The organism is Pseudomonas sp. FJ2-5-13 (genome assembly GCF_029201605.1).
GTDB lineage: Bacteria > Pseudomonadota > Gammaproteobacteria > Pseudomonadales > Pseudomonadaceae > Aquipseudomonas > Aquipseudomonas lactis.
This window is the reverse complement of the sequence record NZ_CP104045.1, coordinates 671834-698061: the sequence shown is the minus strand read 5'-3', so window position 1 is coordinate 698061 and position 26228 is coordinate 671834. Positions and strand designations below refer to the sequence as shown.

Sequence of the window (26228 nt, the reverse complement as noted above, 5' to 3'; positions counted from 1 at the left end):
GCTATGCCCACTGCCCTCCATCGCCTCATCCTCGCCCTGCTGTTGCTGCTGCCCTTTGGCGCACACGCCAGCGACGCCGAAGACTTCCTTGCCGCCAACCCGGTGCAGCAAGCCAAACTCCTGCAGGACTGGGCCGCCCAACCCGACCCAACGCGTATCGAGTTGGTGGATGCCCTTGAGCAAGGCCAACTCACGCTCAACGGCGAAACCAAGACCGTGCGCCTGAACAACCGCCTGCGCGGCTTGATCAATAACGTGCAAGCCAGCCAGCAACTGCTCGCCGCCGACCCCAAAGTGCGCCTGGAGGCAGCGCGCACCCTGCAAAAAAGCGCGGTGCCTGCACAACTGAAATTCCTCGACCAGCAGGTCGCCGCCGAGACGGATGAGCAGGTGCACAGCGCCCTCAGCCTGGCCCTGGCCAACCTGCAACTGGTCGACCCCGACCCGGTGGTGCGCCTGGCGGCCGTGCGCTTGCTCGGCAGCACGGGCGACCCGCTGGCCCGCACGCGCCTTGAAGCGCTGCTGGCACCCGGCGTGGAAGCCGACGCGGCCGTGCATACCGCTGCTGAAACCAGCCTGGCCCAAGTCAAACGCAAACTGATGATGGGTGAAATCCTCGGCCAGGCGTTCAGCGGTATGTCCCTGGGCTCGATTCTGCTGTTGGCGGCCCTGGGCTTGGCGATCACCTTCGGCTTGCTCGGCGTGATCAACATGGCCCACGGCGAGATGCTGATGCTCGGCGCCTACTCCACCTATGTAGTGCAGTTGATGATGCAGCGCTATGTGCCCCAGGCCATCGAGTTCTACCCGTTGATCGCGTTGCCGGTGGCGTTCTTTGTCACTGCGGCCATCGGCATGGCGCTGGAACGCACAGTCATCCGTCACTTGTATGGCCGCCCACTGGAAACCCTGCTCGCCACCTGGGGCATCAGCCTGATGCTGATCCAGCTGGTGCGCCTGGTGTTCGGCGCGCAGAACGTCGAAGTGTCGAACCCGGCCTGGCTGTCCGGCGGCATCCAGGTGCTGCCCAACCTGGTGCTGCCGTACAACCGCATCGTCATCATTGCCTTCGCGCTGTTCGTGGTGGTGCTCACCTGGCTGCTGCTGAACAAGACGCGCCTGGGTCTGAACGTGCGCGCCGTCACCCAGAACCGCAACATGGCGGCCTGCTGCGGCGTGCCCACCGGGCGTGTGGACATGCTCGCCTTCGGCCTCGGCTCCGGTATCGCAGGTTTGGGCGGCGTGGCGCTGAGCCAGATCGGCAACGTCGGCCCCGACTTGGGCCAGAGCTACATCATCGATTCGTTCCTGGTGGTTGTGCTCGGCGGCGTCGGCCAGTTGGCCGGCAGTGTCATGGCTGCCTTTGGCTTAGGGATCGCCAACAAGATCCTTGAACCCCAGATCGGTGCCGTGCTCGGCAAGATCCTGATCCTCGCGCTGATCATTCTGTTTATCCAGAAACGCCCGCAAGGACTCTTCGCACTGAAAGGACGGGTGATCGACTGATGAACCAGCCATTGATGCTTACGGCCACGCAAAAGGCCGGCCCTAAAGTCACGATTGCAGTCGGTGCGGTCATCCTGCTCCTGCTGCTGGCGTTGCCCTTGTGTTCGTTATTGTCTGCCGACAACCCTCTGCATGTATCGGCCTACACCTTGACCCTGGTGGGCAAGATTCTCTGCTACGCCATCGTCGCCCTGGCGCTCGACCTGGTGTGGGGTTACGCCGGAATGTTGTCCCTGGGCCACGGTTTGTTCTTCGCCCTGGGCGGCTACGCCATGGGCATGTACTTGATGCGCCAGGCGTCGGGCGATGAGTTGCCGGCGTTCATGACCTTCTTGTCCTGGACCGAATTGCCTTGGTACTGGGCCGGCACCGACCACTTCCTCTGGGCGTTGTGCCTGGTGGTACTGGCCCCCGGTGTGCTGGCGTTGGTGTTCGGTTTCTTCGCCTTCCGCTCGCGGATCAAGGGCGTGTATTTCTCGATCATGACCCAGGCTCTGACGTTCGCCGGGATGCTGTTGTTCTTTCGCAACGAGACTGGGTTCGGCGGCAACAACGGCTTTACCAACTTCCGCAGCATCTTAGGTTTTGGCATCACTGAACCGGGCACGCGGGCGGTGTTGTTTATCGCCACGGTGCTGTTGCTGGTGGCCAGCCTCTACATTGGCTGGCGCCTGGCGAAGAGCAAGTTCGGGCGTGTGCTCACCGCCCTGCGCGATGCCGAGAACCGCCTGATGTTCTGCGGCTACGACCCACGCGGTTTCAAGCTGTTCGTGTGGGTGTTGAGCGCGGTGTTGTGCGGCCTTGCCGGCGCGCTGTATGTGCCGCAGGTGGGCATCATCAACCCCAGCGAAATGTCACCGACCAACTCCATCGAAGCCGCCGTGTGGGTGGCGCTGGGCGGGCGTGGCACGCTGATCGGGCCGCTGCTCGGCGCCGGTGTGGTCAATGGCATGAAAAGCTGGTTCACCGTGGCCTTCCCCGAGTACTGGCTGTTCTTCCTGGGGGCGCTGTTCATCATCGTCACCCTGTACCTGCCCAAGGGCGTTATCGGCCTGCTGAAGAAATGAGGAACGTCATGCTTGAACCTATTTTCGACGCAGGCAGCGGCCGCGATGCGATTGGCATCGGCCAGGTGGCGGGCAAGGGACTCAACACCCGCCACGGCACCATTCTGACCCTGGAAGATATCAGCGTCAGCTTTGACGGATTCAAGGCCCTCAACGACCTGAACCTGTACATCGGCGTGGGCGAATTGCGCTGCATCATCGGCCCCAACGGCGCGGGCAAGACCACATTGATGGACGTGATCACCGGCAAGACCCGGCCCAGCCACGGCAAGGCCTGGTTTGGCGAAACCCTGGACCTGACCCGCATGAGCGAAGTGCAGATCGCCCAGGCTGGCATCGGGCGCAAGTTCCAGAAACCTACGGTGTTCGAAGCCTTGAGCGTGTTCGAAAACCTGGAGCTGGCGCAGAAGACCGACAAGTCGGTGTGGGCCAGCCTGCGTGCGCGCCTCAACGGTGAGCAGAAGGACCGCATCGAAGAAGTGCTCGACACCATCCGCCTCACCGCTTCCGTGCATCGCCCCGCCGGTTTGCTGTCCCACGGCCAGAAGCAGTTCCTGGAAATCGGCATGCTGCTGATGCAAGACCCGCAACTGTTGCTGCTCGATGAACCGGTGGCAGGCATGACCGACGCCGAGACCGAGTTCACCGCCGAACTGTTCAAGCGCCTGGCCGGCAAGCACTCGTTGATGGTGGTGGAACACGACATGGGGTTTGTCGGCTCGATTGCCGACCACGTGACCGTGTTGCACCAGGGCAGCGTGCTGGCCGAAGGGTCGCTGGAACAGGTGCAGGAAAACGAGCGGGTGATCGAGGTCTACCTCGGCCGCTAACGCTGACACGAACGGCTTTATGTGGGAGCTGGCTTGCCTGCGATGCAGACGACTCACCGCTATCGCAGGCAAGCCAGCTCCCACAGTTGATCCGGTTCCCGCAGGGGGATTGAGGAGGTTTTGAGAATGCTGCAAGTCGACAAGCTGCACCAGTACTACGGCGGTAGCCACATCCTGCGTGGGCTGTCTTTTGATGTGAAGATCGGCGAAGTCACTTGCCTGCTCGGGCGTAACGGCGTGGGCAAGACCACCCTGCTCAAGTGCCTGATGGGCCTGTTGCCCGCCAAGGAAGGCGCGGTGAACTGGGAAGGCAAGACCATCACCGGCTTCAAGCCGCACCAGCGCGTGCATGCCGGGATCGCCTACGTGCCTCAGGGCCGGGAGATTTTCGCGCGGCTGACGGTGGAAGAAAACCTGCTGATGGGGCTGTCGCGCTTCCCCGGCTCCGAAGCCAAGGAAGTGCCGGCCTTCATCTACGAACTGTTCCCGGTGTTGCTGCAAATGAAGCATCGACGTGGCGGTGACTTGTCCGGCGGCCAGCAGCAACAGTTGGCAATTGGCCGTGCCCTGGCCAGCCGCCCACGCCTGTTGATCCTCGATGAACCCACCGAAGGCATCCAGCCGTCGGTGATCAAGGAAATTGGCGCGGTGATCAAAAAGCTCGCGGCGCGCGGCGACATGGCGATCCTGTTGGTGGAGCAGTTCTATGACTTTGCCGCTGAGCTGGCAGACCAGTACCTGGTGATGTCCCGTGGCGAAATCGTGCAGCAGGGCCGTGGTGAAAATATGGAAAGCGACGGTGTGCGCGGACTGGTAACCATCTAATCTGTAGCCTCCTAACGATAAGCACACGCTCATGAACCTGCCCGTTTCCCCTGCCCTGTTCACCCCCAGCTGGCACGCCGAGCTGGAACTCGGCTACGCGCGTATCAATGACACCACGCGCCCGGTGCTGCGCCGTCACCTTGGCCCGCTGCGGGTGCAAAAACACCTGTACGCCGAAGGCCCCCAGGTGTGCCAGCACATCATCGTGCACCCGCCCGGCGGGATTGCCGGTGGCGATCGCCTGGACATCAGCGCCCATGTGGGCACTGGAGCCTGGGCCCAACTGACCAGCCCTGGCGCCGCCAAGTGGTACCGCGCCAGCGGCCCGGCGTTTCAACAACTGGAACTGACCGTCGAAGCCGGCGCGACCCTGGAATGGCTACCTCAGGAAACCATCGTGTTCAGCGCCGCCCAGGCCGAACTCACCACGCGAGTCGAGCTGTCGGGCGATGCGCGGTTGTTCTACTGGGATGTGGTCGCCCTGGGCCGCCCGGCCAGTGGCGAACGGTTCGACCTGGGCCACTTTCAATCGCACCTGGACATTCGCCGCGATGGCCAGTTGCTCTGGCACGAACGCCAGCGCATTGTGGGCGCCGATGGGTTGTTGGATTCGCCTATCGGGCTGGATGGGCAGCCGGTGTTTGCCACGTTGCTGGTGACCGGTGAAGTCGATGCGCAATTACTGGAACAATGCCGCTCACTGCCCCACGCGGTGCGCGGTGACCTGACCCAACTGCCTGGATTACTGGTGGCGCGGTGCCTGGCCAGTGAAGCGTTGCTGGCGCGGGGTTGGTTGATTGATCTATGGAAATTGCTACGCCCGGCAGTGCTGGGGCGAGAAGCAGTCGCACCACGAATCTGGAGCACATGAAGATCAAACTGTGGAACCTGCCCCCTGTGGGAGCTGGCTTGCCTGCGATGGCATCACCTCGGTACATCAGAAACACCGAGTCGCCTGTATCGCAGGCAAGCCAGCTCCCACATAAATCAGCTTCACATGGGATCTTCTTTGTATTTAAGAATGAATTTTATGAAGGACCTTGAACCATGGACCTGACCCCACGGGAAAAAGACAAACTGCTGATCTTCACCGCAGGCCTGGTCGCCGAGCGGCGCCTGGCGCGCGGGGTGAAGCTCAACTACCCGGAGACCATCGCCTATATCTCCGCCGCCTTGATGGAAGGCGCCCGCGATGGCCGCACCGTGGCCGACCTGATGCACTACGGCACCACCCTGCTCAGCCGCGAACAAGTGATGGAAGGCATCCCGGAAATGATCCCGGATATCCAGGTGGAAGCCACGTTCCCCGACGGCACCAAGCTGGTCACCGTCCACCAGCCCATCGCGTGAGGCGCAGCCATGATTCGTGATGCAACCGAACACGACCTGCCGGCAATTCGCGCCATCTACAACGACGCGGTGTTGAACACCACGGCGATCTGGAACGAGCAACCGGTGGACCTGGCCAACCGCCAAGCCTGGTTCAGTGCGCGCCAGGCCCAGGGCTATCCGATCCTGGTAGCTGTGGAAAACAACGAAGTCACCGGTTACGCCTCGTTCGGTGACTGGCGCCCCTTCGAAGGCTTTCGCTACAGCGTCGAACACTCGGTGTACGTGCGCAGCGACCAACGCGGCAAAGGCCTCGGCCCGCACCTGATGGCGGCATTGATCGAGCGAGCTCGCACCGGTGGCAAACACGTGATGGTCGCCGCCATCGAAAGCGGCAACCTGGCCTCGATCCGCCTGCATGAACGCCTGGGCTTCATCACCACCGGGCAAATGCCCCAAGTGGGTATCAAGTTTGGCCGCTGGCTTGACCTGACCTTTATGCAACTGACCTTGAACCCGGGCGCACAACCGCCCAAGGAGTGACATCGATGAGCGTTGCACAACTGCGTCGAGTCAATGCGGAAAGTTTTGCTCATTACCGCCGGGGCTTGATCGAGCTGTTGCTGGACGCGGTGCAGCACGGCGCTTCGGTGGGCTTCATGGCCGACTTCGATGAGGCCCAGGCCCGGGACTACCTGAGCAGCGTGCAAGCCGGCGTCGAGGACAGCAGCCTGCTGCTGTGGGTGGTGGTGCGCGACGAGCAGGTGATCGCCAGCGTGCAATTGGCGTTGTGCCAGAAAGCCAACGGTCTGAACCGCGCCGAGGTGCAAAAGTTGCTGGTGCACAGCAGCGCCCGTCGCCATGGCCTGGGCCAACAATTGATGAATGCCCTGGAACTCGCCGCGCGCCAGCACAAGCGTGGCCTGCTGTACCTGGACACCGAGGCCGGCTCCGGCGCCGAAGCCTTTTACCAGTCGCTGCGCTACACCAAGCTCGGTGAGCTGCCCGACTATTGCCAAAGCCCGGACGGGCGCTACAGCCCGACCGCCATCTACTTCAAGACCCTGGGGCAACCTGCATGATTCCTGGTGAATATCAGATCCAGCCTGGCGAGATCGAACTGAATGTCGGCCGCCGCACCCTCACCCTCGGCGTGGCCAACAGCGGCGACCGGCCGATCCAGGTGGGCTCGCATTACCACTTTTTCGAGACCAATGACGCGCTGCAATTCGACCGAGCGGCCAGCCGTGGCATGCGCCTGAATATTCCGGCGGGCACGGCGGTGCGGTTTGAGCCGGGGCAGCGGCGGGAGGTGGAATTGGTGGATTTGGCGGGTGGGCGGCGGGTATTTGGGTTTGCAGGGCGGGTCATGGGCGACCTTTAGGGCCCTTTCGCGAGCAAGCCCGCTCCCACAGGGGAATGCATTTCAAATGTGGGAGCGGGCTTGCTCGCGAAAGCAGTCTCACATTCAACACATATTTTCCAGGACACACCCATGAAGATATCCAGACAAGCCTACGCCGACATGTACGGCCCCACCGTCGGTGACAAGGTGCGCCTGGCCGACACCGAACTGTTCGTCGAAGTGGAACAGGACTTCACCGTCTACGGCGAAGAGGTCAAATTCGGCGGCGGCAAGGTAATCCGCGACGGCCAGGGCCAGAGCCAATTGCTCGCCCATGAAGTGGTCGACACGCTGATCACCAATGCATTGATCATCGACCACTGGGGCATCGTCAAGGCCGACGTCGGCTTGAAGAATGGCCGCATCCACGCGATTGGCAAAGCCGGCAACCCGGACATCCAGCCCGGCGTGACCATGGCCATCGGCGCCAGCACCGAAGTGATTGCCGGTGAAGGCATGATCCTCACCGCTGGCGGCATCGACTCCCATGTGCATTTCATTTGCCCACAGCAGATCGAAGAGGCGCTGACCAGCGGCGTCACCACCATGATCGGCGGCGGCACCGGGCCGGCCACCGGCACCAATGCCACTACCTGCACCTCCGGCCCGTGGCACCTTGCGCGGATGCTGCAGGCCAGCGATTCGTTCCCGATGAACATTGGCTTTACCGGCAAGGGCAACGCCAGTTTGCCCGAGCCGCTGATCGAGCAGGTCAAGGCCGGTGCTATCGGCTTGAAGCTGCACGAAGACTGGGGCACAACGCCGGCGAGCATCGATAACTGCCTGAGCGTCGCCGATGCCTACGACGTGCAGGTGGCAATCCACAGCGACACTCTCAATGAGTCGGGCTTTGTCGAAACCACCCTCGCCGCGCTCAAGGGCCGCACCATTCACACGTACCACACCGAAGGCGCCGGTGGTGGCCACGCGCCGGATATCATCAAGGCCTGCGGTTTCCCCAATGTGCTGCCCAGCTCCACCAACCCGACGCGGCCGTTCACGCGCAACACCATCGACGAACACCTGGACATGCTGATGGTGTGTCACCACTTGGACCCGAGCATTGCCGAAGACGTGGCCTTCGCCGAAAGCCGCATCCGCCGCGAAACCATCGCCGCCGAAGACATCCTGCACGACCTCGGTGCGTTCTCGATGATCAGCTCCGACAGCCAGGCCATGGGCCGTGTCGGTGAGGTGATCACGCGCACCTGGCAGACCGCCGACAAGATGAAAAAACAACGTGGCCCCCTGCCGGGCGACGGCGCGGGCAACGATAACTTCCGCGCCAAACGCTACATCGCCAAGTACACCATCAACCCGGCGATCACCCACGGCATCAGCCATATCGTCGGCTCCATCGAAGTCGGAAAATGGGCCGACCTGGTGCTGTGGCGCCCGGCGTTCTTCGGCATCAAGCCGACGCTGATTCTCAAGGGCGGCGCCATTGCTTCGAGCCTGATGGGCGACGCCAACGCCTCGATCCCCACACCGCAACCGGTGCATTACCGCCCCATGTTTGCCAGCTTCGGCAGCTCCCTGCACGCCACCAGCCTGACGTTTATCAGCCAGGCGGCACAGGCCGCAGGCCTGCCCGAGGCGCTGGGTTTGAAAAAGCAGATTGCAGTGGTCAAGGGTTGCCGCGATGTGCAGAAAACGGACCTGATCCACAACGACTATTTGCCGGATATCGAGGTGGACCCGCAGACGTATCAGGTCAAGGCCGACGGAGTGTTGCTGTGGTGTGAACCGGCTGAAGTGTTGCCGATGGCGCAGCGGTATTTCCTGTTCTAGCTTCGCCCCATGTGGTGAGGGAGCTTGCGCCCTCACCACAGGTACAGCGTATTCGCGTAGGCCTCAGAACTGCTCGCGTGGGTTAAAAGCGGCTTTTTGCGCCAGCTCCTGCCACAACGCTTTCACATCGTCGTTACCCGCCGCAGGCATGACCGCCTTCAGTTGAATGAACAGGTAGCCGCGTTGCCCGGCCTTGTTCAGCAAGCCATGGCCCTTGGCACGCATGCGCTGGCCGTTCTGGCTGCCGGCTGGCACCTTGAGGTTGATCTTGCCGGTGAGGGTCGGCACGGCCACTTCCGTGCCCAGCGCCAACTCCCACGGTGCCAGCGGCAGGTTGATGATCAGGTTTTCGCCGTCCACCTCGAACTTGGGGTGGGGTGCAAACTTGATGATCAGGTACAAATCACCGTTGGCCCCGCCACCGATGCCCGGTGCGCCCTGGGCCTTGAGGCGAATGCGCTCGCCATCGGCCACACCGGCCGGGATCTTCACGTTCAGGCTTTTGGTGGTATTGCTCACATGCCGACCGGAGGCATCGTATTGCGGCACCTGGAAGCTGATCTGCTTGGACTCGGTGGACAGGGTTTCCTCCAGGGAAACCGTGAGGTGCATCTCCACGTCCTGGCCTTTGCGCCCGGTAGGACGGCGCTGGCCGCCACCGAAGGCATCGCCGCGCGAGCCGAAGATCGAACTGAAAAAGTCCGAAAAGTCGCCCGCGTCCTGGCCGCCACCAAAGCCGCCACGGCTCTGCCAGCCCGGCGGGCCCTGGAACGGCTGGCCATGCTGGCCGTATTTGCGCAGTTCATCGTATTCGGCGCGCTTGTCGGCACTTTTCAGCGCTTCGTAGGCCTCGGACGCATCCTTGAACTTGGCTTCGGCATCCTTTTCTTTGCTGACGTCCGGGTGATATTTACGCGCCAGCTTGCGATAAGCCGACTTGATCTCCTTGTCGTCAGCCGTCGGCTCGACACCGAGAATCTTGTAATAGTCTTTGAAATCCATGGGGGCATCACCATCCGTTATCGATATCGCGCAGCCCGCCACACGGCACGCCATGGCTGGCAGCCTGGGAATTGATGTCAGGGCGCGTCATAAGTTAAGCGGCGGCACACAGATTTAATGCAATGGCTGTGTACCGCCTGGATATGCCCACAAGATTGGGGCAAAACGCGGTCTTTCAAGATGCGATACCGCTATTTACGACGACGGACGGGTTACCGACCTGCGTAGGATCAAGCGAACAGCTTTTTTATCATCCCCTCGGTGTATTGGTAGTCCAATCGCAGCTCGGTGCCCGCGGCGATATCTTCAGTGGCGAAAAGGGTGTTGAGGATGAACGGCTTGCGCTTTATCTGCGCCCCCGGCCCCATGCCCAGCCACATGTCGGCCTCAACATCAAACCCCACTGTCTCGACGTTATAGCCACTTGGCGCCTGGCGCAGCGGCTTGCCGTTTTCGTCATATTCAAAGTGAGTGTTTATTCGCGACAGAATATTGTCCCCCGACAAATGAATCGGCACCTCCATCAGAACGTTACCCTCGGCGACCTTCTGGCTGCCCACCTTCATGGTGTAGGTCTGGCCGCCCTCGCCGAAGATCCCCGACGGCAGTACGGTACCGCCGTAGACACCGACGATTTCCCCTTTGGCGATACGCCGGTTGGCCACCACCATGGACTGGCCGATCAACGCCTTTTCGCCAGGCACTTTCACATCCTGCGCGGTGAACGTGCGCAGTTGCAGTTGCGCTTCATAGCGTGCACCGACGTGCTCATAGCCTTCGAACTGGATGTAGGGTTTGACCTGCGCGGAGGTGTATTGCGCGCCGGAATCCAAGGTCACTTGCCTCTCCAGGGTTCGGATACGGATCGGCCTGCCCTGGTAATCCCTGAGTGGGTACTTACCGTTGTTGGCGCGGATGTAACTGCCGACCGGATTAGGGTTGGCCGTAAAGTGCACTTCCCGGCGCATGTAACTGAGTTCGGCCGTTGTATAGGGCTTGACCGGCATGGATTCCGACGCGTCGACAAACTCATCGTCGGACCCCGGCGGCGCCATACCGCCCGCCAGGCCTCGGCGGCGCCACACGCCCTTGACATCAGGCTTGGCCACGATTGCGCTGCTGGTCAGGCGCAAGGGGTTATCCGCCGCTTGTACCCATAACACGTAATGCTCGCCATCACCCGCATCGGGCATGCTCGCCACGAAGTAGCGCTTGCCATTGAAGTCGATGGCTTGCGCCTGGGACAGTTGCAGCCCGGGGCTGGCGTTCTCTACCAAGACTTCAAGGCTCGCTGTCGGCACCAGCGCCTGCGCCACTTCATCGCGGCTCAAGCGTTCGATCAATTGTGCTTCTTCAATCTCGAACTGCGCCTGCAATGCCTTGACCTTGGTGTCGTAGGTTGCACGGGGCAGCGTCCCGGCCTCGAAGTCGCGCTGCAAGGCTTCCATTTGTTCGTGATGGGGTACGTTCTGTGCTTCAAACTGCGCCCGGTATTTATTCGCCACATAGTCTTTCCAGAAGTCTCTGGCGAGCATGGCTTGCAACTCCTGGGCGGAGTTATCCAGGCTGAGCACCCGTTGGTAGGCCGCATCAAGCATAGCCTGGGTCACATTGCCGAAATGGGCAAACCGGGCCTGCTGCGGTTGGCCGGGCAATTCAAGGCGATCCTTGAGCCCATGGCGATACGCCATGCGCACCTCCACCTCTTCCACGGCCCTCAAGGCGCTCTCCCGTTGGGCAGGGGTCAAGCCCTCACGCGCGTTGATCGCGGCCCTGCGCTGGTCGATATCCTCCAGGGCGATCTTTTCCAGTTCATCGAGACGGAACAGCCCCTTGGACAGCTTCAGCAGGGCCTCACCCTGGGTCGAGTCCAAAGCGAGTACCTTGGCGTTGTAGGTCATCAGCAGAATCTCCAGGTTGCTGAAGGTCAACGCCGCCCGGTCACAGCAGGCCGCCCGCCCCGCCCACTCGAACATCTCCTTGCGCAACTGCTCGGACTCATTGCTGTTTTGCGTGATGCCATCGATCACCTCCCAGATGCGGCGCTGCAAGTCTTCACGCCCGGCAGGCGCTATTTCCAGATCCCGGAGCACTTCAAAGAAGCCGTCCGAACCCGCTAACGCACGCAGGGTGGACCACTGGAGCCGGCGCTGCGCCAACTGCTCAGTGGAAAAGCCCGTGGCCCAGCGCCGAAACGGAGCATCCGCGTCATGCGACACCACCGGGCCATCCACCGCACTCGTCACACTGGCGACCAATCGATTGGCTGCTCGCTCGGTGGCGGTGAGCCGGTCGCCGTAGGCGTTGATGCGTTGTCGCGTATCGGCGGACAGCGGGTTAAGGCCCAGGTCGGTTACCCGGGTGACCCGCAGTGTCTGTTCCAGTTGCTCGTCCGACGGGGCGATCAGCGCATCGGGCAAGGTGGAAATATTGTTGCCTCGCAGGTACACCATGTCCAACAGGGGGAGCTCGTCCAAGCCGGTAGGCCAGGTATCGAGGCCGGTGGCCCCCATGCCCAACGAGTGCAGGTTGGTCATTTGGCTGAAGTCCGGCGCCCTACTCAGGGGGTTTGAATTGAGTACCAGAGCCTTGAGCGTGGTGCGTGACGAGAGTATCGCCGCCGAATCGGCAGTCAGGCGGATCCGGTTGTTTTGCAGGGACAAGCGGGTCAAGCCATGCATCTGCCCGACCGCCGGCGGTAACTCACGCAACTGGTTCTTGGACACATCGAGCCAGCGCACCCCACGAAAACGCGCGAGGAACCCTTCCGGCGAGGTTCGAAGGTTCATATTGCTCAGTTTGAGCGAACCCACATGGCTGAAATCCGCGTCCAGGTCAGGCAGGCTCGGCAGGTTCAGATCACTGAGGTTCAACTCCAGGCCGAAAGGTTCGCCATCATTGGTGAGCTGTTGCGGTGTTTCTTGCCTCCAGCAGCGCAAGATGCGGTCCCAGGCCTGGTGGCGGTCACGCAAAGACCCTGCGTCATTGGCACGCTCGCCAACACGCACATAGCGCTGGCGCTCACCACCGCCTGAGAACAGCCACCCGTTCAACTGCCGCAGCAGCACAGAATGCTCTTGCCAGAGGCGGTTGAGCTGCGCCTCGGCCCCTTCACCCCAGGACCAGATAAGCGCCCTGGCCTTCTGCACGGAGTACTCGGGGTACATGTACTGCACCTTCTCGATGCGCGGGTTTTTACTGTCGAAAGCGCCCTCCAATGCCCCTTGCAACAGGTCGGGTCGAGACTGGGCCAGGTCCTGCCAGTACTTATCGAAGGTTTTCCAATAATCGGGGGGGAAGCGATTATTCTCGAGCAAGGTGACATTGTTGATCCGTGCCACTTTTTCCAATTGATCCGCGGGCGGCACCAGGTTGTCCTGCGGTACCTGTTGCAGACGGTTTTGACGCAGGTCGAGGCGCTCCAGCCCGGCTTGCTCTCTCAACCCCGAGGGCCACCGCTCGATGCGCGTCCTATACAGATTCAGCTCTCTTAAATGGGGCATGCCACTGAAGTCTGGCGTTACGCCCAGCGGATTACTCGACAGGTCGAGCACTTGCAGCGCATTGAGATTACTCACCAAGCCCGCGCTATGTTCAGTCAACTGCAAGCCGTTGTCGTGCAGCTTCAACGCAGTGAGCTGCTTCATGTCGCCAATTACCGCAGGCAGCTCGGTCATTTCGGCCCCGGTGACGCTCAAGCTGTTCAGCTCGTTAAAGTTTTCGAGGAACAACGCACTGGAATGCCCACCCCATTTGACATTCGACAACACCAATTCCTGGACATGGTCGAAGCCTCCTTTTATGGCGGGCAAATCCACCCCATAGAGGTTGTCCCTGGGCAGGCGAATGTGCAGTTGGCTCCCGGTCTCACGGCGCCAGCAGCGTTTGATCTCTTCGCTCACACGCCACTCCTCGCTGTAAGGGGCCAAGGCCCGCGGCCCCTTAGCTTGCGCCCAGACTTTCAAGGTTTTTTTCAGGGTGCGGTACTCCAACTCACGGCGGCTCAACTCGCCCCGCACGTCTTCACCCAGCGACTCAATGAACGCCGTGACCTGCTCGTCGCTGAAGGTTGGAAACAACCGCCGTACCCGCTCCGCCGGGGAGCGAAGCACATTCCCCGCCGTCCTTAACAACTGGCGCACCCCTGGGGCGCCGCCCAGTAGCCTGGCCATCGGGTCGTAGTCAGGTTTGCGCAGTGGGTTCTCCTCCAGCACCGTGCGCAACGGCTCTCGCGGTAACGGGCTGCGTTGAATCGCCTGCTTGAGCTCAACGGCACTGCTCAAGCCAAGACGCTGGCGCTCATCGAGCGCCAATTGTTCCCAGATAGCGCTGTAGAAATCACCGGGCATGGAGGCTTGGAAGTCGCCGCTTTCCAGCAGCACCAATGTGCGTTTGTGCGGAAAGTCAGGCGAGCCGATGGCATCCAGCACCGTGCCTTCAGCCGAATACTGACGCAGCTCGATGCGCGAACCCCGGTGCCAGCCCGGCAGGGTTTCCAGGGTACGCAAGGCCAGGCGCTGGCTATCGAGGTGCGTCTGGGTGTCCAGGTGCAACCCTTCGTAGGCACGGGCCACCCGGGTTTCCTGGGCACACCATCGGGCTTGCGTGGCCAGGGGCTCAGGCAAGCGGCGGGTGCTGCGAAAGGCCTGCAACTGATCCGTCGTCGCCCCTTGCAACACACGCTCGGCGACCGGTGTGGGCAAGGCCGGGTAGGTATCCAGCAGACGTTGCACATCGGCATCGGGCGCAGGGTTCAGCGCTTGGTAGCGTTGTTCCAGCAACGGCCCCTTGAGGCTGTCAACGGCATCGCCGAGATAGTGGCGCAGCTTGCCGGCGCGCACCTCCAGCGACTCCTCGGGGCTGCCGGGAAACTCCTTGAGCAGCGGGTCGACACCCTGCAACGTATACAACAACTCGCGCAGCAAACCGCCCCGGGCCATGGCGCTTTCGGTCACCACCATCACGCGCTTGCTGGCTGAAGCCGGTGCATCGGGCGTCTCCCAGAGCACCTCGCCCTGGGGGCCGATGACTTTCAGCGCCACGTTGTCAGGCAACAGGCCGCGGCGTTGAAGCAGGTCAAATTGCAGCTTGGGTTCGGCTTTCGAGTACACCAAGGGGTCACTGCTTCTGATGCGCTCGGCAAAGGTGGTGAGCTGCTGGTGCAGTTCGAAGCGTTTGAGCGTGTCTTCCAGCAACCACGGCAATGGCTCGTGATGGACCGCGGCCTGGCGCAACACGTCGGTGTCGACACCGCTGATGCGCAGCGGGTCCGCCTGGTCGACAAGCCCCAGGCGCTTGAGCAAGGTCGGTTCATCCCAGGTCAGCGGTTCTTCCAGCTCATGGCTCCATACCCCGTTGTGGTTGTGTTCCAGCTCCGGGGCATAAGCGCCGGAGCGGGTCGGGTGCTGGATGCGGTAATCGCCAGTGAGGGGGTCTTGCTTGACCTGATAATGGGCGTCCTCGAATGCCACCAGTTGCTGCCCGTCGTGGTCGTACAGGCCCAGCGCGTTGGCCTTGGCTTCGGGCGCCGGTTTGACGGGGGCTGCGTAGGGCGCGAGGTCAGGGTTCCACAACACCTGCTTGCCGGACGGCATCGTCACAGGCTTGAGATGCTCCACCGCGCTCTGCCATTTGACGGCAGGCAGTACCTTGGCGCCGGTGGCAATAAACGCCACGTTCAACGCCACCGAGGCAAAATGCGCCCACATTTGCCGTGGCTCGCCTTGCCCATAGGCCTCTATCCCTTCAAAGACCTCGTAGCACATCTGCGACGCGCCCACGGCCAGCATGATGGGCCCCAACCCTGGCACCACGAAGGCCGCCAGGTTGAACACACTGACAGCGGCGTCGAAAAAACCTTCCAGACGCTCCAGCCGCGCCTTGCGATCCTCGTCCTCGGTGGGTACGGCCACGGCCCGCGCATCACTCAAAATCTTGCGGATATGTGCCTGCCGACTGCGCTGCCAAAGGTCACCACTGAGCAGGAAGCCGTCCATGGGCAAACGCACCAACGAGGTACGCAGCGGATAATCGGCCCCACCGTTGCCATTATCGGCTGGCTGGTACAACCGGCTGAAACGGGCGAAAAAACTGCCTTGCTCGTGCACCGGTATAAAGCGACTAAAAAAGCGTCGATAGGATGCGCTGTGCAAGCGCATGCGCAGATCGACCATGAACTCGCCGCTGGAGGCGTACTCCTTGACCGGCTGTTGCGGGTCGCCGGGTATGTACACCACCAGTGGCTCGGTACGGTCCGAACGTTCACGGTCTGGCCCGATCAGCAGCGGCCCTACCAGCACGCGGTCCAACACCTTGAGGGCGGCGTAGGTGACCGGCTTGCCCGCCAGCTTCGGTGTGCCGGAACCGGCCACCACCTGTTTGAGCATCTGGTAGGCATCGGCGCTCAACGCGCCGTTTAACTGCAACCGGGCAATCTCGATGCTCAGCGCCAGTTGCTGGCGTTGATGCTCCTCAAGCAACTGCTCCAGCGCCTCGCGCTCTTGGGCGGCGTCGGGTTCGACAACCGCCTTGATGTGCTTCTGGTATTGCGCGCCGAGGTCCAGGGTGCGGCACAGCTTGGCAAACTCATGGGGCTTGATCGCCACCGCGTGGGCGTTGACGGCGGCGAATGTCGCAATGATGTGGGGGTTCTCGGGATTCCAGCGGGTAATGAGTTGGCAATCGGTGCACGGCGAAGGCTGTTCTTCATCGGCCTCGAAATTGGCCAGCGCCGCTTCCAGCAGGGATGTGCCACGGTAGGTGTAGGTCAGGCTGGGGTCGTTTTGCTGTTCAAAAACAAAGGCCCCGTAGAAATCGTCGCGAGCACCTTTGTAGGCATATTTGCGCACGAGGAACACATTGCGTACATCCAACTCCAGGTTGAACTGCTTTTTGATCGCGTCCTTGAGCGGCTGCTCGGCAAACGCCAGGATGTCGTCGATCTGGCCAAGATGCTCTTCGATTGAATTGAGGGTTTCGCGAAAACGTGTGTGCTGCTCGGCCAGGGTGGTTTTGTCTTGGTGAGTCGCGGCCAGGTACCAGGAAGGAATGTCCATCTCGTGCTGGCCCAGCTCTTCCTGGCGCTGGGTCGTGCCGTTCAGGAACCAGCTTGGCACGCGTTGTTTGAGGAAGTCGTAGTGCACGCCGCGCAGGTCGGCGGTAAAGGTTGCATCAGGCATAGCGGTTCATCCGTGAGCGGTAAAACCGCAGCCTAGCCAAACCCCGGCAGCCTCAAGACGTAGCTATGTAGCGCGAATGCCGGTGGATTTACGGATCACCGGTCTACGCATCCGCGCGCCAGTGGCATACACTGCGCGGCCGTTTTTTGCCCGGAACCTGTGAGACATGAAAAACGCATCCCCAGCCCGTGCCTGCGGCATCGACTTCGGCACGTCCAACTCCACCGTCGGCTGGATCCGCCCCGGCGAGGAGACGCTGATCGCGCTGGAGGACGACAAGATCACCCTGCCGTCAGTGGTGTTCTTCAACTTCGAGGAGCGCCGCCCGGTCTACGGTCGCCTGGCGCTGCACGAATACCTGGAGAACTACGAAGGCCGCCTGATGCGCTCGCTCAAGAGCCTGCTGGGATCCAAGCTGATCAAGCACGACACCAGCGTGCTCGGCACTGCCATGCCCTTCACCGACCTGCTGGCACTGTTTATCGGCCAACTCAAGAGCCGCGCCGAAGCCAACGCCGGCCGTGAGTTCGAAGAAGTGGTGCTGGGCCGCCCGGTGTTCTTCGTCGATGACGACCCGATGGCCGACCAGGAAGCAGAAAACACCCTGGTGGACGTGGCGCGCAAGATCGGCTTCAAGGACATCTCCTTTCAGTACGAACCGATTGCTGCCGCCTTCGACTACGAGTCCACCATCACCAAAGAAGAGCTGGTGCTGATCGTCGACATCGGCGGTGGTACCTCCGACTTCTCCCTGGTGCGCCTGTCGCCGGAGCGTCGTCACAACGACAACCGCCAGAGCGACATCCTCGCCACCGGCGGCGTACACATCGGTGGTACCGACTTCGACAAACAGCTCAGCCTACAAGGCATGATGCCGCTGTTCGGCTACGGCAGCCGCATGAAAAGCGGCGCCTACATGCCCACCAGCCACCACATGAACCTGGCCACCTGGCACACCATCAACTCGGTGTACTCACAAAAATCCCAGCTGGCCCTGGGCAGCATGCGCTACGACATCGAAGACACCGGCGGCATCGACCGCCTGTTCAAACTGATCGAACAGCGCGCCGGGCACTGGTTGGCCATGGAAGTGGAAGAAACCAAGATCCAGCTCACCCACCAAGACAGCCGCCACGTGCCGCTGGACCGCATCGAAGCGGGCCTGAGCGTAGACCTGAGCCGCGCACTGTTCGAGTCGTCCATCGACAGCTTGCTGGAACGTGTACGCGGCAGCGTCACGCAGTTGCTCAACGACGCCTCGGTGAGCGTGGCGCAGGTGGATACCGTGTTCTTCACCGGCGGCTCCAGCGGCATCCCGGCACTGCGCCACAGCATCTCGGCAATGCTGCCGAATGCGCGGCATGTGGAAGGCAATATCTTCGGCAGTATTGGCAGTGGTTTAGCGATTGAGGCGAGCAAGCGTTACGGTTGCTGAGTTTCAGTTGAAACCGTGGCACGCCCCTCCGACGGTAACCACGATGCGAAGCGAGCCGCTCTTGATCTTGCTCTTGATCTGCTTTTGATCTCAGGCGCCCCGTTAAACCACGCTGGCCGGAATTCGACAGGGATTTGGGGGGTAAACCGGCAGGGATGCCGGTTTAGCCGCCCCGCGCCATGGATGGCGCGTGGCGGCGGCCCCCCAAATCACTGGCGGATTACGGGCACACCGAGCCCAAGCGAGGTGCCGAGTGGTGGGGCAAGAGCCCTTTGGTTACTTTGGGGCTTTTCCAAAGTGACCCGCCGTCAGGGCGGAACCCTAAGTGGCCGTTACCGCAGCAATGGATATATACACAATCGAACTGCGTTGACTGTCAGGCCGCCTTCGCGAGCAAGCCCGCTCCCACAGTTTGATCGCGGGGCGTCAGATAGACAGGGGCCGGCTGTGAGGCCGTCATCGCAGGCAAGCCAGCTCCCACGGGGGATCGCATTTCAATGTGGGCTTGCCCGCGATGGCGTCAGCCCAGGCGACACAAGGCCTAAACCATCCCCCCAAGCTTCAGCTCGCTCTTGAGATAGGCATAGTAAATCGGCCCCGCCACCACCCCCGGCAGGCCGAACGCCGCCTCAAACACCAGCATCGCCAACAGCAACTCCCACGACTTGGCACTGATCTGCCCGCCGACGATTCGCGCGTTGAGGAAGTACTCGACCTTGTGGATCACGATCAAATACCCCAGCGCCGCCACCGCCACCCAGATCGACAGCGACAGCGCCACGATGGTGATCAGCGTGTTGGAAATCAGGTTGCCGATCACCGGTAGCAGGCCAAGCAGGAAAGTCAGCACGATCAGGGTCTTGGTCAACGGCAGGTGGATGCCACACAGCGGCAGCACCACCGCCAGGAACACCGCGGTGAAGGCCGTGTTCAACGCGGCGATCTTGATCTGGGCAAAAACGATGTTGCGAAACGCCTGGACCAGCAGGTGCAGGCGGTCGAACAGCGCGGCGGCCAAGGGTTTGCGCTTGGTCAAGTCGGGCACGCGCTGCAAGGCGATGATCGCACCCAGCACCATGCCAATCAGCAAGGTGACGAACATGTGGGCGGCGTCTTTGCCGACCAGTTGCAGTTCGCTCAGGTGCTTGCTCAGCCAATCGCCAATAGCCACGCGAAACTCCGCGGCGCTGGCGGGCAGGTAAGCGTCGATGGACGGCGGCAATTGGCCGCGCGCACGGTCGACCACGCCCATGAATTTATCCAGGGAAGCCCCGGGGTTTTCCGCTTCGTGAAGCAGGAAGCTGATGGCGCCGGCAAAGATCAAGGCCAGCACGCTGACGATCAGGGTGCCCAGCAAAGCCACCGCCAGCCAACGCGCGCGCCGGCCTTCGATCAGGCGTTGCAGTTGAGGGGTGAGCATGTTGACCAGCTCATAGACCAACAGGCCGGCCAGCAGGCTGGGCAGCAATTTCAGCGGCAGTACCAGCAGCAACCCGCCGAAAATGATGATGTAGCTGGACAGCAACAACACATGACGCTGAGAAAACGTTGGCATACAGCCTCAAAACAAACGGCGTTGAAGGATGTTGTAGGAGCGAGCTTGCTCGCGAAAAACGCAAGAGCGCCTCGTTTAGTCAGGGCGCCCGTGTGATCGTTCACGTTTTTCGCGAGCAAGCTCGCGCCTACAAAGGGGCTGTGTGCGAGTGTCGCAGCCTTCTATGGCCCGGGGCTATTATTTCTTCAGGCAGGTGCTCATGAAGGTTTTGCGCGCATCACCGGCCAAGGCTTGGGTTTTCGCCGACGCATTGCAGTCTTTCATCTTCTGCTGCTGCGGGGTCAGGGTCTTGGCGTCGTTGGCGGCAGGTGCCGACAGGCAGGTCTTCATGAAGGCCTTGCGGTCATCGCCCTTGAGCGTCTTGGTGGTGGCCTCGGCATTGCAGGTGGTCATTTTGTTCTGCTGGGCAGTGGCGGCAAAACCCTGGGCACACATCAGCAGGCCCATCATCAACAACGGAATACGCAGCATCTTCATGGAGTTTTCTCCCTGTTACCGTGCCGACGGGCACGGCCTACCGCGCAGTGTAGTCAAAACCTGTTACAACTTCACCGGCCACGGATATTCGCCCGTCGGTATTGCTCCGGCGTGCAGCCAGCGTGGCGCTGGAACATGGCGATAAACGCCGAGGCGGTGCTGTAGCCCAGATCAAACGCCACGTGTTGCACGCTGCGGTCGCTGTCCAGCGCTTCGATGGCCGCCAGGTAGCGCAGGCGCTGGCGCCATTCGCCAAAGCTCATGCCCAGCTCGCGCACAAACTGGCGCGCCAGGGTGCGCTCGCTCACATGCACCTGTTCGGCCCATTGCGCCAGCGGGCGATTATCTCCCGGCTCTGCCTGCATGCCCTCCAAGACCCCAAGCAATCCAGGGTGGCGGGCGTAGGGCAGGAAACAATCGTGGACCGGCGCTTGCCGGAGCTGGTCCACCAGCACTTGGGCCAGGCGGATGTCGGCGTCGGTGCGCGGTGCATTGACGTCGCGCAGAGCGAAATCCTTGAGGATCGCCTTGAGAATGTCGCTGATCGCCAACGTGCAAGGCTGCTGCGGCAACTGCTCGCACAGCTGCGGCGCCAGGCCTACGGAGTGGTAGACAATAGCCTCGGCATTGTAGGAGCTGTGCTCGGTATGCGGTGGCACCCACACCGCGTACTGCGGTGGCGACATAAAGCGATTACCCGCCACTTCCATGCGCATCACGCCGCTGGCCGAGTAATCCAGCGAGCCCCAGGTGTGCTGGTGCGGGGTGCATTCGGTGTCCGGGGCAAAATCGGAGTACCGAAAGTACACCGGGCTTGGCAGGCGGGCGAAATCGGGCAGGCGGACGGTGTGTCGGGACATGTTGTCTGGATTCAACGCTCAGTTGTCTGGATCGCAGTATAGGCTTCGATCCAGACAGAGGATAATCCTGCCTCGTCAACACACTGGGTTTCTTTTCAATGCAATACGCGTATCCACTGCTGGCTATCTTTATCTGGGCCGGCAACACCGTGGTCAACAAATTGGCCGTGGGCTCGATCTTTCCGGCTGAAATCGGCTTTTATCGCTGGCTGTTCGCAGCGTTGCTGTTCACGCCGTTCATGCTCAAACCGGTGGTCGCCCACTGGCCGCAGATCCGCCCCAACCTGGGCAAGATCTTTATCCTCGGCGTGCTCGGCATGGCGGTGTATCAAAGCCTGGCTTACTACGCCGCGACGCTGACCAGCGCCACCAACATGGGCATCATCCTGTCGCTGATGCCATTGATGGCGCTGACCGCCGCGATCATCAGCCTTGGTCAACGCCTGACCTTTGGCGCCTTGACCGGCGCGGTGCTGTCGTTCGCAGGCGTGGTAGTGGTGGTATCAGCTGGCAGCCTGGGCGCGCTGTTGCAACATGGGGTCAACCTGGGCGACGGCATGATGCTGATTGCCACGCTGGCCTACGCGGTCTACAGCACCCTGCTGAAAAAATGGCAGCTGCGCCTGCCGCCGTTGGTGCTCCTGTATTTGCAGGTGCTGGTGGCGGTGGTGGTGCTGTTTCCGCTGTACCTGTTCTCGGCCAAGGCAGGTCTGGGCTGGGCGAATATTCCGCTGGTGCTGTACGCCTGCCTGCTGGCGTCGATGCTGGCGCCGTTGGCGTGGATGCACTCGGTGAAGACCCTGGGGCCAAGCCGTACCACGCTGTTTTTCAACCTGCTGCCCTTGATTACCGCGCTGATTGCGGCGCTGGTGCTCAAGGAAGAGTTGGCGCTGTATCACTTGGTGGGCGGTTTGCTGACCTTGGGTGGGGTGATTTTGTCGGAGCGTTGGACCACGCCGGTTGGCCGAAGGGTCAGCGTGGCCTGAGCCATCGCTATCGCAGGCAAGCCCCACAGGGGAATGCATTTCAAAGGCAGGAGCTGGCTTGCCTGCGAAGAACGATAACGCGGCTGCCCGGTTAAACCCCGGCCGCCTTCAGCCGCCGGGCATGCTCGACAAACAAGCGGATCGGCTCGGCCCCCTTGCCCACCAGCCCCAGGGACTGGTTGACGATATCGAAGTGGTCCAAGGCGTAGTCATCGCCGATCACCGTGCCCAGGTGTGAGCTGTAACGCCCGACCAGGCCGTCACACTGGCCCTTCTCCCGCACAAAGCTGCGGGCGAACCAGCGGCAACTGCGATTTGTCCCATCCAGCAAGTTGCGCCCGCGGTCGGTCTTGCCCGGCTGCAAGATGCCGGACCACGAGTAATAGCGCACACCGTTGACCTCCTCCACTCCCTGCCCACCCCATTCCTGGGGCAACCCCTGGGGATATTGGCGATTGAACAGCGCCACACCCGCGCTGGTCAGGGACTGGTGCGAGGCCGGCAGATCGGCCTTGAAGCGCGGCCCGCGATAGCCGGTTTCCAACAGCCCCATCACCCAGGCGGCCAAGTGAAACGCTGCGCTCATCAGCCGGCCTTTGACGCTGTCGACCGGGTAATGGGCGTGGATATGATCGGCCAGTTCCGAGCCATGATTGGGCCCGGCCACCGAGGTCACCGAGGCCACCCATTGCGGGCGCGTGGCCGCCGCATAACGAGCAGTGAGCGAGCCCTGGCTATGCCCGATCAGGTTGACCTTGTCGGCGCCGGTCTCGCGCAGAATCCGCTCGATCTGCACCAGTAACTGCTCACCGCGCACCTCGCTGGAATCCAGCGGCGCAACCTGCACAGCAAATACCTGCGCCCCACCAGCCCGCAGCGCCGGGACGATGCCGTACCAGTAGGGGAACCACCCCAGGCGTACAAAACCCAGCATGCCGGGCACCAGCACCAAGGGGTAACGTGTAGCTAACGACTGCGGCATGGGCCTAACGTCCTTGATCCAGACGGAATAAAGTCAGGCTAGCCCACGCCCGCGACCAGAAGATGACACCCGCCGGCAAATCCAATAAAACTTTTTGCGCCGCCCAGGACTCACACCTGATAACGACCCCGCCGGCAGAGCGCGGCGTACAACCGGATTAGCCCCAGGAGATTGAAATGACTCAAGCACAATTGACTGACGTTGCAACCCTGCGCAGCCGCGCCCGCCAGAACGTCGAAAACGGCGCCGTGACCGAAGGCTACGACGCCGACCGCGAAGAAATCATCCGCCTGCTCAACGAGTCGCTGGCCACCGAACTGGTCTGCGTGCTGCGCTACAAGCGTCACTACTTCATGGCCAACGGCCTCAAGGCCAGCGTGGCTGCCGATGAGTTCCTGGAACATGCCACCCAGGAAGCCGAGCACGCCGACAAACTGGCCGAGCGCATTGTGCAACTGGGCGGCGAGCCGGAGTTCAACCCCGACCTGCTGTCCAAGAACTCCCATGCGCAATACGTGGCCGGCAACACCTTGAAGGAAATGGTCTACGAAGACCTGGTGGCCGAGCGGATCGCGGTGGACAGCTACCGCGAGATCATCCAGTACATCGGTGATAAAGACCCGACGACCCGTCGCATCTTCGAAGACATTCTGGCCCAGGAAGAAGAACACGCCGACGATATGGCGGATATTCTGCAGGACCTGTAACCACTAACACTGCAACACCCCACTGTGGGAGCGGGCTTGCCCGCGATAGCGTTGGACCAGTTGATAAATCATTGACTGATACTCCGCTATCGCGGGCAAGCCCGCTCCCACAGTTACTTAACAGTCTTGGGCGCCTTGCCTTCCTTCATCTGTTGCAGCAACGGTGCGCACTCATTGGGCTCGCCACCACTTGGGGCCACCAAGGCGAGCAAGCCCGCAGCAGGCCCGGCAATCACACCCAGAGCGACCATGCCCGCACCGCGCAGTGCCAGCGGGATGGCCTTGACCCCGGCATTGGGCTTGATGAACGGCCCGTTGACGTACAGCGGTGAACGCAAGGAGAACAGGCGAAAGCCCTTGGATTCCGGCGTGATGGTCAGGTCCAACTGCTCAGTAGCCATATTCGCGGTGCCATCGATGTAGATGATCGCGTTCTCGGTATCGAACACAAACAACCGCGTGGTCGCCAGGCCCGTCTTGATGCCAAAGTCCGCCGCCGCGCAGTTGATCTTCACTTCCTCGTCGCCGAACAGACGCCCCACCACGTAGTTGCCCACGTTGAGCCCGGCGATTTCCATCAGGCTTCGGCTGATGGCGCCATCGTTGATCAGCATCTTCAGGTCGCCGTTGGAGGTGCCCAACAGTGCTGCCACGGAGTTACCGCGCCCGGCAATATCGGCGTCGCCGTTGAGTTCACCAAAGCTGGTTTTCATCGGTTCGAAGGTGGGGAACAACTGCTTGAGCTTGAAGTTACGCGCCGTGAGTTTGGCGCGACCTTCCATCGGCGTGGTGCGACCGTTCAAGCGAATCTGCGCATCGAGCTTGCCACCGGCCACGCCGAAACGCAGGGGTTCGAGGCTCAGTTGGCCGTCGTTGAGCACCAGGTGGGTGTAGAGATCAGTGAAGGGCAAATCGGCGCTGTGGACGATGCGTTTGCCAGTGAACTCGACGTCGGCATCCATATCGTGCCAACGCTCGGTGCGGAACTCCTCAACCGGCAGCACTTTGGTCGCCGGCTGTTTGCTTTCACCGCCACGGGCTTTTTGCTTGGCGTTGGAGTCCGCGCCGATCAAAGGCGCCAAGTCATCCATCAGCAACTGGTTGGACACCAGCGCGCCGCTGAGCTTGGGCCGTGGCTGGCTGGCGACATAGGCCAGGTCGCCGTGGATGTCGCTGTTGCCGATCTTGCCGTTGAAGTTCTCGTAGCGGAAGGAGGCGCCGCTGGCTTCATGCAGTTTGGCGATCAGATGGCCGTCGGTGGAATAGGCCGGCGAGTCCGGCAGGGTCACGCCGGTCAGCGGGTACAGGTTGCCCAGGCTGCTGCCCGACAGTTTCAGGCGCAGGTCCAGGGCGCCGAGGTTCAGCGGGTCGGTCAGCGTGCCGGCCAGAGCGATGCTGGTGTCCGCGATCTTGACCTGGGCTTGCAGCGGGAACGGCTTGGCCGCGTCCTGCAAGGCCAGCAAGCCACCGATCTTGCCCGTACCCGCAAGCTTCTGCCCGTGGTACTGGCCTTTGACCTTGAGGCCGAACGCGTAGTCCTGAGGCGCCGAGCCTTTTTCCAAGGCCTTCTTGGCATCGGCGTCGCCGACGATTTCGCCAAAGGGAATCGGCTTGCCCAGCGGGTCGATGATCACATCCAGCTGGGTCTTGAGGCTTTGATCGTCAAGGGTCACATGGCCTTTGTCGAAGCCGATGGCGCCGATGTCCACCACCCAGTTGGACGGTTCGGCGTTGGGGTCCTTGGGGTCGAACTTGAAGGTCCAGTTGGCGCGGCCATCCGCCAGGCGCTGCAACTGGGCACTGGGTTCGGTGAGGTCGATGCGCGGGATCACCACACGCTGCACCAGCAAGGCCAGGGGCGATATGCGCAGCTCAACCTTCTTGAGCGTGACCATCTGCGGTTGTTTCGACCAATCGGGGTTACCCAGGGTCAGGTCTTCGGCAATCACATGGGGCCACGGCACCCAGGCGCGCCAGCCGCCTTCATCGGGCTCACGCTGCCACACCACCGCGAGGTTGCCGTTAATGGCGAACGGACGATGCAGTTCTTCGGAGACCTTGGCATTGAGGGGCGGCTTGATGCGGTTCCAGTCGAAGAACACCAACACCAGTACCACGATGGCCATTAACAGAACGAAGCTGGCGCAGCTCCAAGCGACGATTTTACGAGTGCGCGTCATTGCACAGGACTCCTGAATACGACTGGCTGGGCAACAGCCTTTTAAACAGCTTATAGGACTACGACTGGCAAAGTGCCTGGGGGTTTAACGCAACGGCGGATTTAGCCGAAAAA

General features: G+C 61.6%; 20 protein-coding genes and 1 pseudogene. 13 read left to right on the top strand and 8 right to left on the bottom strand.

Going from position 1 to position 26228, the window contains the following annotated elements:
- The first annotated feature begins 3 nt into the window (after nt 1-3).
- The 10 genes from urtB (at nt 4) to ureC (ending at nt 8753) form a co-directional block, all read left to right on the top strand.
- Nucleotides 4-1506 carry an urea ABC transporter permease subunit UrtB gene (gene urtB / locus N2A98_RS03000; protein WP_044271067.1) on the top strand — a complete coding sequence of 501 codons (1503 nt, stop codon included), beginning with the start codon at nt 4-6 and terminating at the stop codon, nt 1504-1506.
- The gene (urtC, locus tag N2A98_RS02995; protein WP_014716711.1) at nt 1506-2573 is read left to right on the top strand and encodes an urea ABC transporter permease subunit UrtC; all 1068 of its coding nucleotides are present in this window, start codon (nt 1506-1508) and stop codon (nt 2571-2573) included. The genes urtB and urtC overlap by 1 nt, the downstream gene beginning before the upstream one ends.
- The gene (gene urtD, locus N2A98_RS02990) at nt 2570-3403 is read left to right on the top strand and encodes an urea ABC transporter ATP-binding protein UrtD (protein ID WP_014716710.1); all 834 of its coding nucleotides are present in this window, start codon (nt 2570-2572) and stop codon (nt 3401-3403) included. Before urtC ends, urtD begins: the two co-directional genes overlap by 4 nt.
- A 126-nt stretch (nt 3404-3529) precedes the next feature.
- Nucleotides 3530-4228: an urea ABC transporter ATP-binding subunit UrtE gene (gene urtE, locus N2A98_RS02985; protein ID WP_044271064.1), complete on the top strand. Its 699-nt coding sequence runs from the start codon at nt 3530-3532 to the stop codon at nt 4226-4228.
- Between the two features lie 31 nt (nt 4229-4259).
- Nucleotides 4260-5099 (top strand): urease accessory protein UreD, encoded by an 840-nt coding sequence (locus N2A98_RS02980; RefSeq protein WP_044271061.1) that lies wholly within the window; start codon nt 4260-4262, stop codon nt 5097-5099.
- A gap of 176 nt (nt 5100-5275) precedes the next feature.
- Entirely contained in the window at nt 5276-5578 is a 303-nt protein-coding gene (ureA, locus tag N2A98_RS02975; RefSeq protein ID WP_003171437.1) for an urease subunit gamma, read from the top strand.
- Between the two features lie 9 nt (nt 5579-5587).
- A complete protein-coding gene (locus tag N2A98_RS02970) occupies nt 5588-6100 on the top strand; it encodes a GNAT family N-acetyltransferase (RefSeq protein WP_044271058.1) in 513 nt (170 codons plus the stop codon).
- Between the two features lie 5 nt (nt 6101-6105).
- Nucleotides 6106-6639: a GNAT family N-acetyltransferase gene (locus tag N2A98_RS02965; protein ID WP_044271056.1), complete on the top strand. Its 534-nt coding sequence runs from the start codon at nt 6106-6108 to the stop codon at nt 6637-6639.
- The gene (locus N2A98_RS02960; protein WP_047712459.1) at nt 6636-6941 is read left to right on the top strand and encodes an urease subunit beta; all 306 of its coding nucleotides are present in this window, start codon (nt 6636-6638) and stop codon (nt 6939-6941) included. Before N2A98_RS02965 ends, N2A98_RS02960 begins: the two co-directional genes overlap by 4 nt.
- A 111-nt stretch (nt 6942-7052) precedes the next feature.
- Nucleotides 7053-8753, top strand: a complete 1701-nt coding sequence (gene ureC, locus N2A98_RS02955; RefSeq protein ID WP_044271050.1) for an urease subunit alpha — start codon at nt 7053-7055, stop codon at nt 8751-8753.
- 63 nt (nt 8754-8816) lie between these two features.
- Here ureC and N2A98_RS02950 read toward each other — a convergent pair whose 3' ends face one another.
- Nucleotides 8817-9755, bottom strand: coding sequence for a DnaJ C-terminal domain-containing protein (locus tag N2A98_RS02950; RefSeq protein ID WP_047712458.1), 939 nt, complete (start codon nt 9753-9755; stop codon nt 8817-8819).
- A gap of 230 nt (nt 9756-9985) precedes the next feature.
- Nucleotides 9986-16933 (bottom strand): DUF6543 domain-containing protein, encoded by a 6948-nt coding sequence (locus tag N2A98_RS02945; RefSeq protein ID WP_275623001.1) that lies wholly within the window; start codon nt 16931-16933, stop codon nt 9986-9988.
- Nucleotides 16934-17099: 166 nt separating this feature from the next.
- Here N2A98_RS02945 and N2A98_RS02940 point away from each other — a divergent pair, with 166 nt between their 5' ends.
- Nucleotides 17100-18368 (top strand): Hsp70 family protein, encoded by a 1269-nt coding sequence (locus N2A98_RS02940; RefSeq protein ID WP_032893792.1) that lies wholly within the window; start codon nt 17100-17102, stop codon nt 18366-18368.
- Nucleotides 18369-18909: 541 nt separating this feature from the next.
- On the opposite strand, the gene N2A98_RS02935 is transcribed toward N2A98_RS02940, so the two are convergent.
- From N2A98_RS02935 to N2A98_RS02920, 4 genes and pseudogenes are all read right to left on the bottom strand, one after another.
- Entirely contained in the window at nt 18910-19923 is a 1014-nt protein-coding gene (locus N2A98_RS02935; protein WP_003188124.1) for an AI-2E family transporter, read from the bottom strand.
- Between the two features lie 32 nt (nt 19924-19955).
- Nucleotides 19956-20042, bottom strand: a pseudogene (locus N2A98_RS02930) (outer membrane lipoprotein carrier protein LolA); the annotation flags it as partial.
- 58 nt (nt 20043-20100) lie between these two features.
- Entirely contained in the window at nt 20101-20400 is a 300-nt protein-coding gene (locus tag N2A98_RS02925) for a PsiF family protein (RefSeq protein WP_003188123.1), read from the bottom strand.
- A gap of 71 nt (nt 20401-20471) precedes the next feature.
- A complete protein-coding gene (locus tag N2A98_RS02920; RefSeq protein WP_034125676.1) occupies nt 20472-21260 on the bottom strand; it encodes a helix-turn-helix transcriptional regulator in 789 nt (262 codons plus the stop codon).
- A gap of 98 nt (nt 21261-21358) precedes the next feature.
- Here N2A98_RS02920 and N2A98_RS02915 point away from each other — a divergent pair, with 98 nt between their 5' ends.
- Nucleotides 21359-22246, top strand: coding sequence for a DMT family transporter (locus N2A98_RS02915; protein WP_044271043.1), 888 nt, complete (start codon nt 21359-21361; stop codon nt 22244-22246).
- Between the two features lie 91 nt (nt 22247-22337).
- On the opposite strand, the gene N2A98_RS02910 is transcribed toward N2A98_RS02915, so the two are convergent.
- Nucleotides 22338-23228 (bottom strand): triacylglycerol lipase, encoded by an 891-nt coding sequence (locus tag N2A98_RS02910; RefSeq protein WP_047712456.1) that lies wholly within the window; start codon nt 23226-23228, stop codon nt 22338-22340.
- Nucleotides 23229-23404: 176 nt separating this feature from the next.
- Here N2A98_RS02910 and N2A98_RS02905 point away from each other — a divergent pair, with 176 nt between their 5' ends.
- Nucleotides 23405-23935 (top strand): ferritin-like domain-containing protein, encoded by a 531-nt coding sequence (locus tag N2A98_RS02905; protein ID WP_003188119.1) that lies wholly within the window; start codon nt 23405-23407, stop codon nt 23933-23935.
- Between the two features lie 113 nt (nt 23936-24048).
- On the opposite strand, the gene N2A98_RS02900 is transcribed toward N2A98_RS02905, so the two are convergent.
- On the bottom strand, nt 24049-26115 hold the full coding sequence (locus N2A98_RS02900; RefSeq protein ID WP_044271037.1) for an AsmA family protein: 2067 nt from the start codon (nt 26113-26115) through the stop codon (nt 24049-24051).
- Nucleotides 26116-26228: the final 113 nt, after the last annotated feature.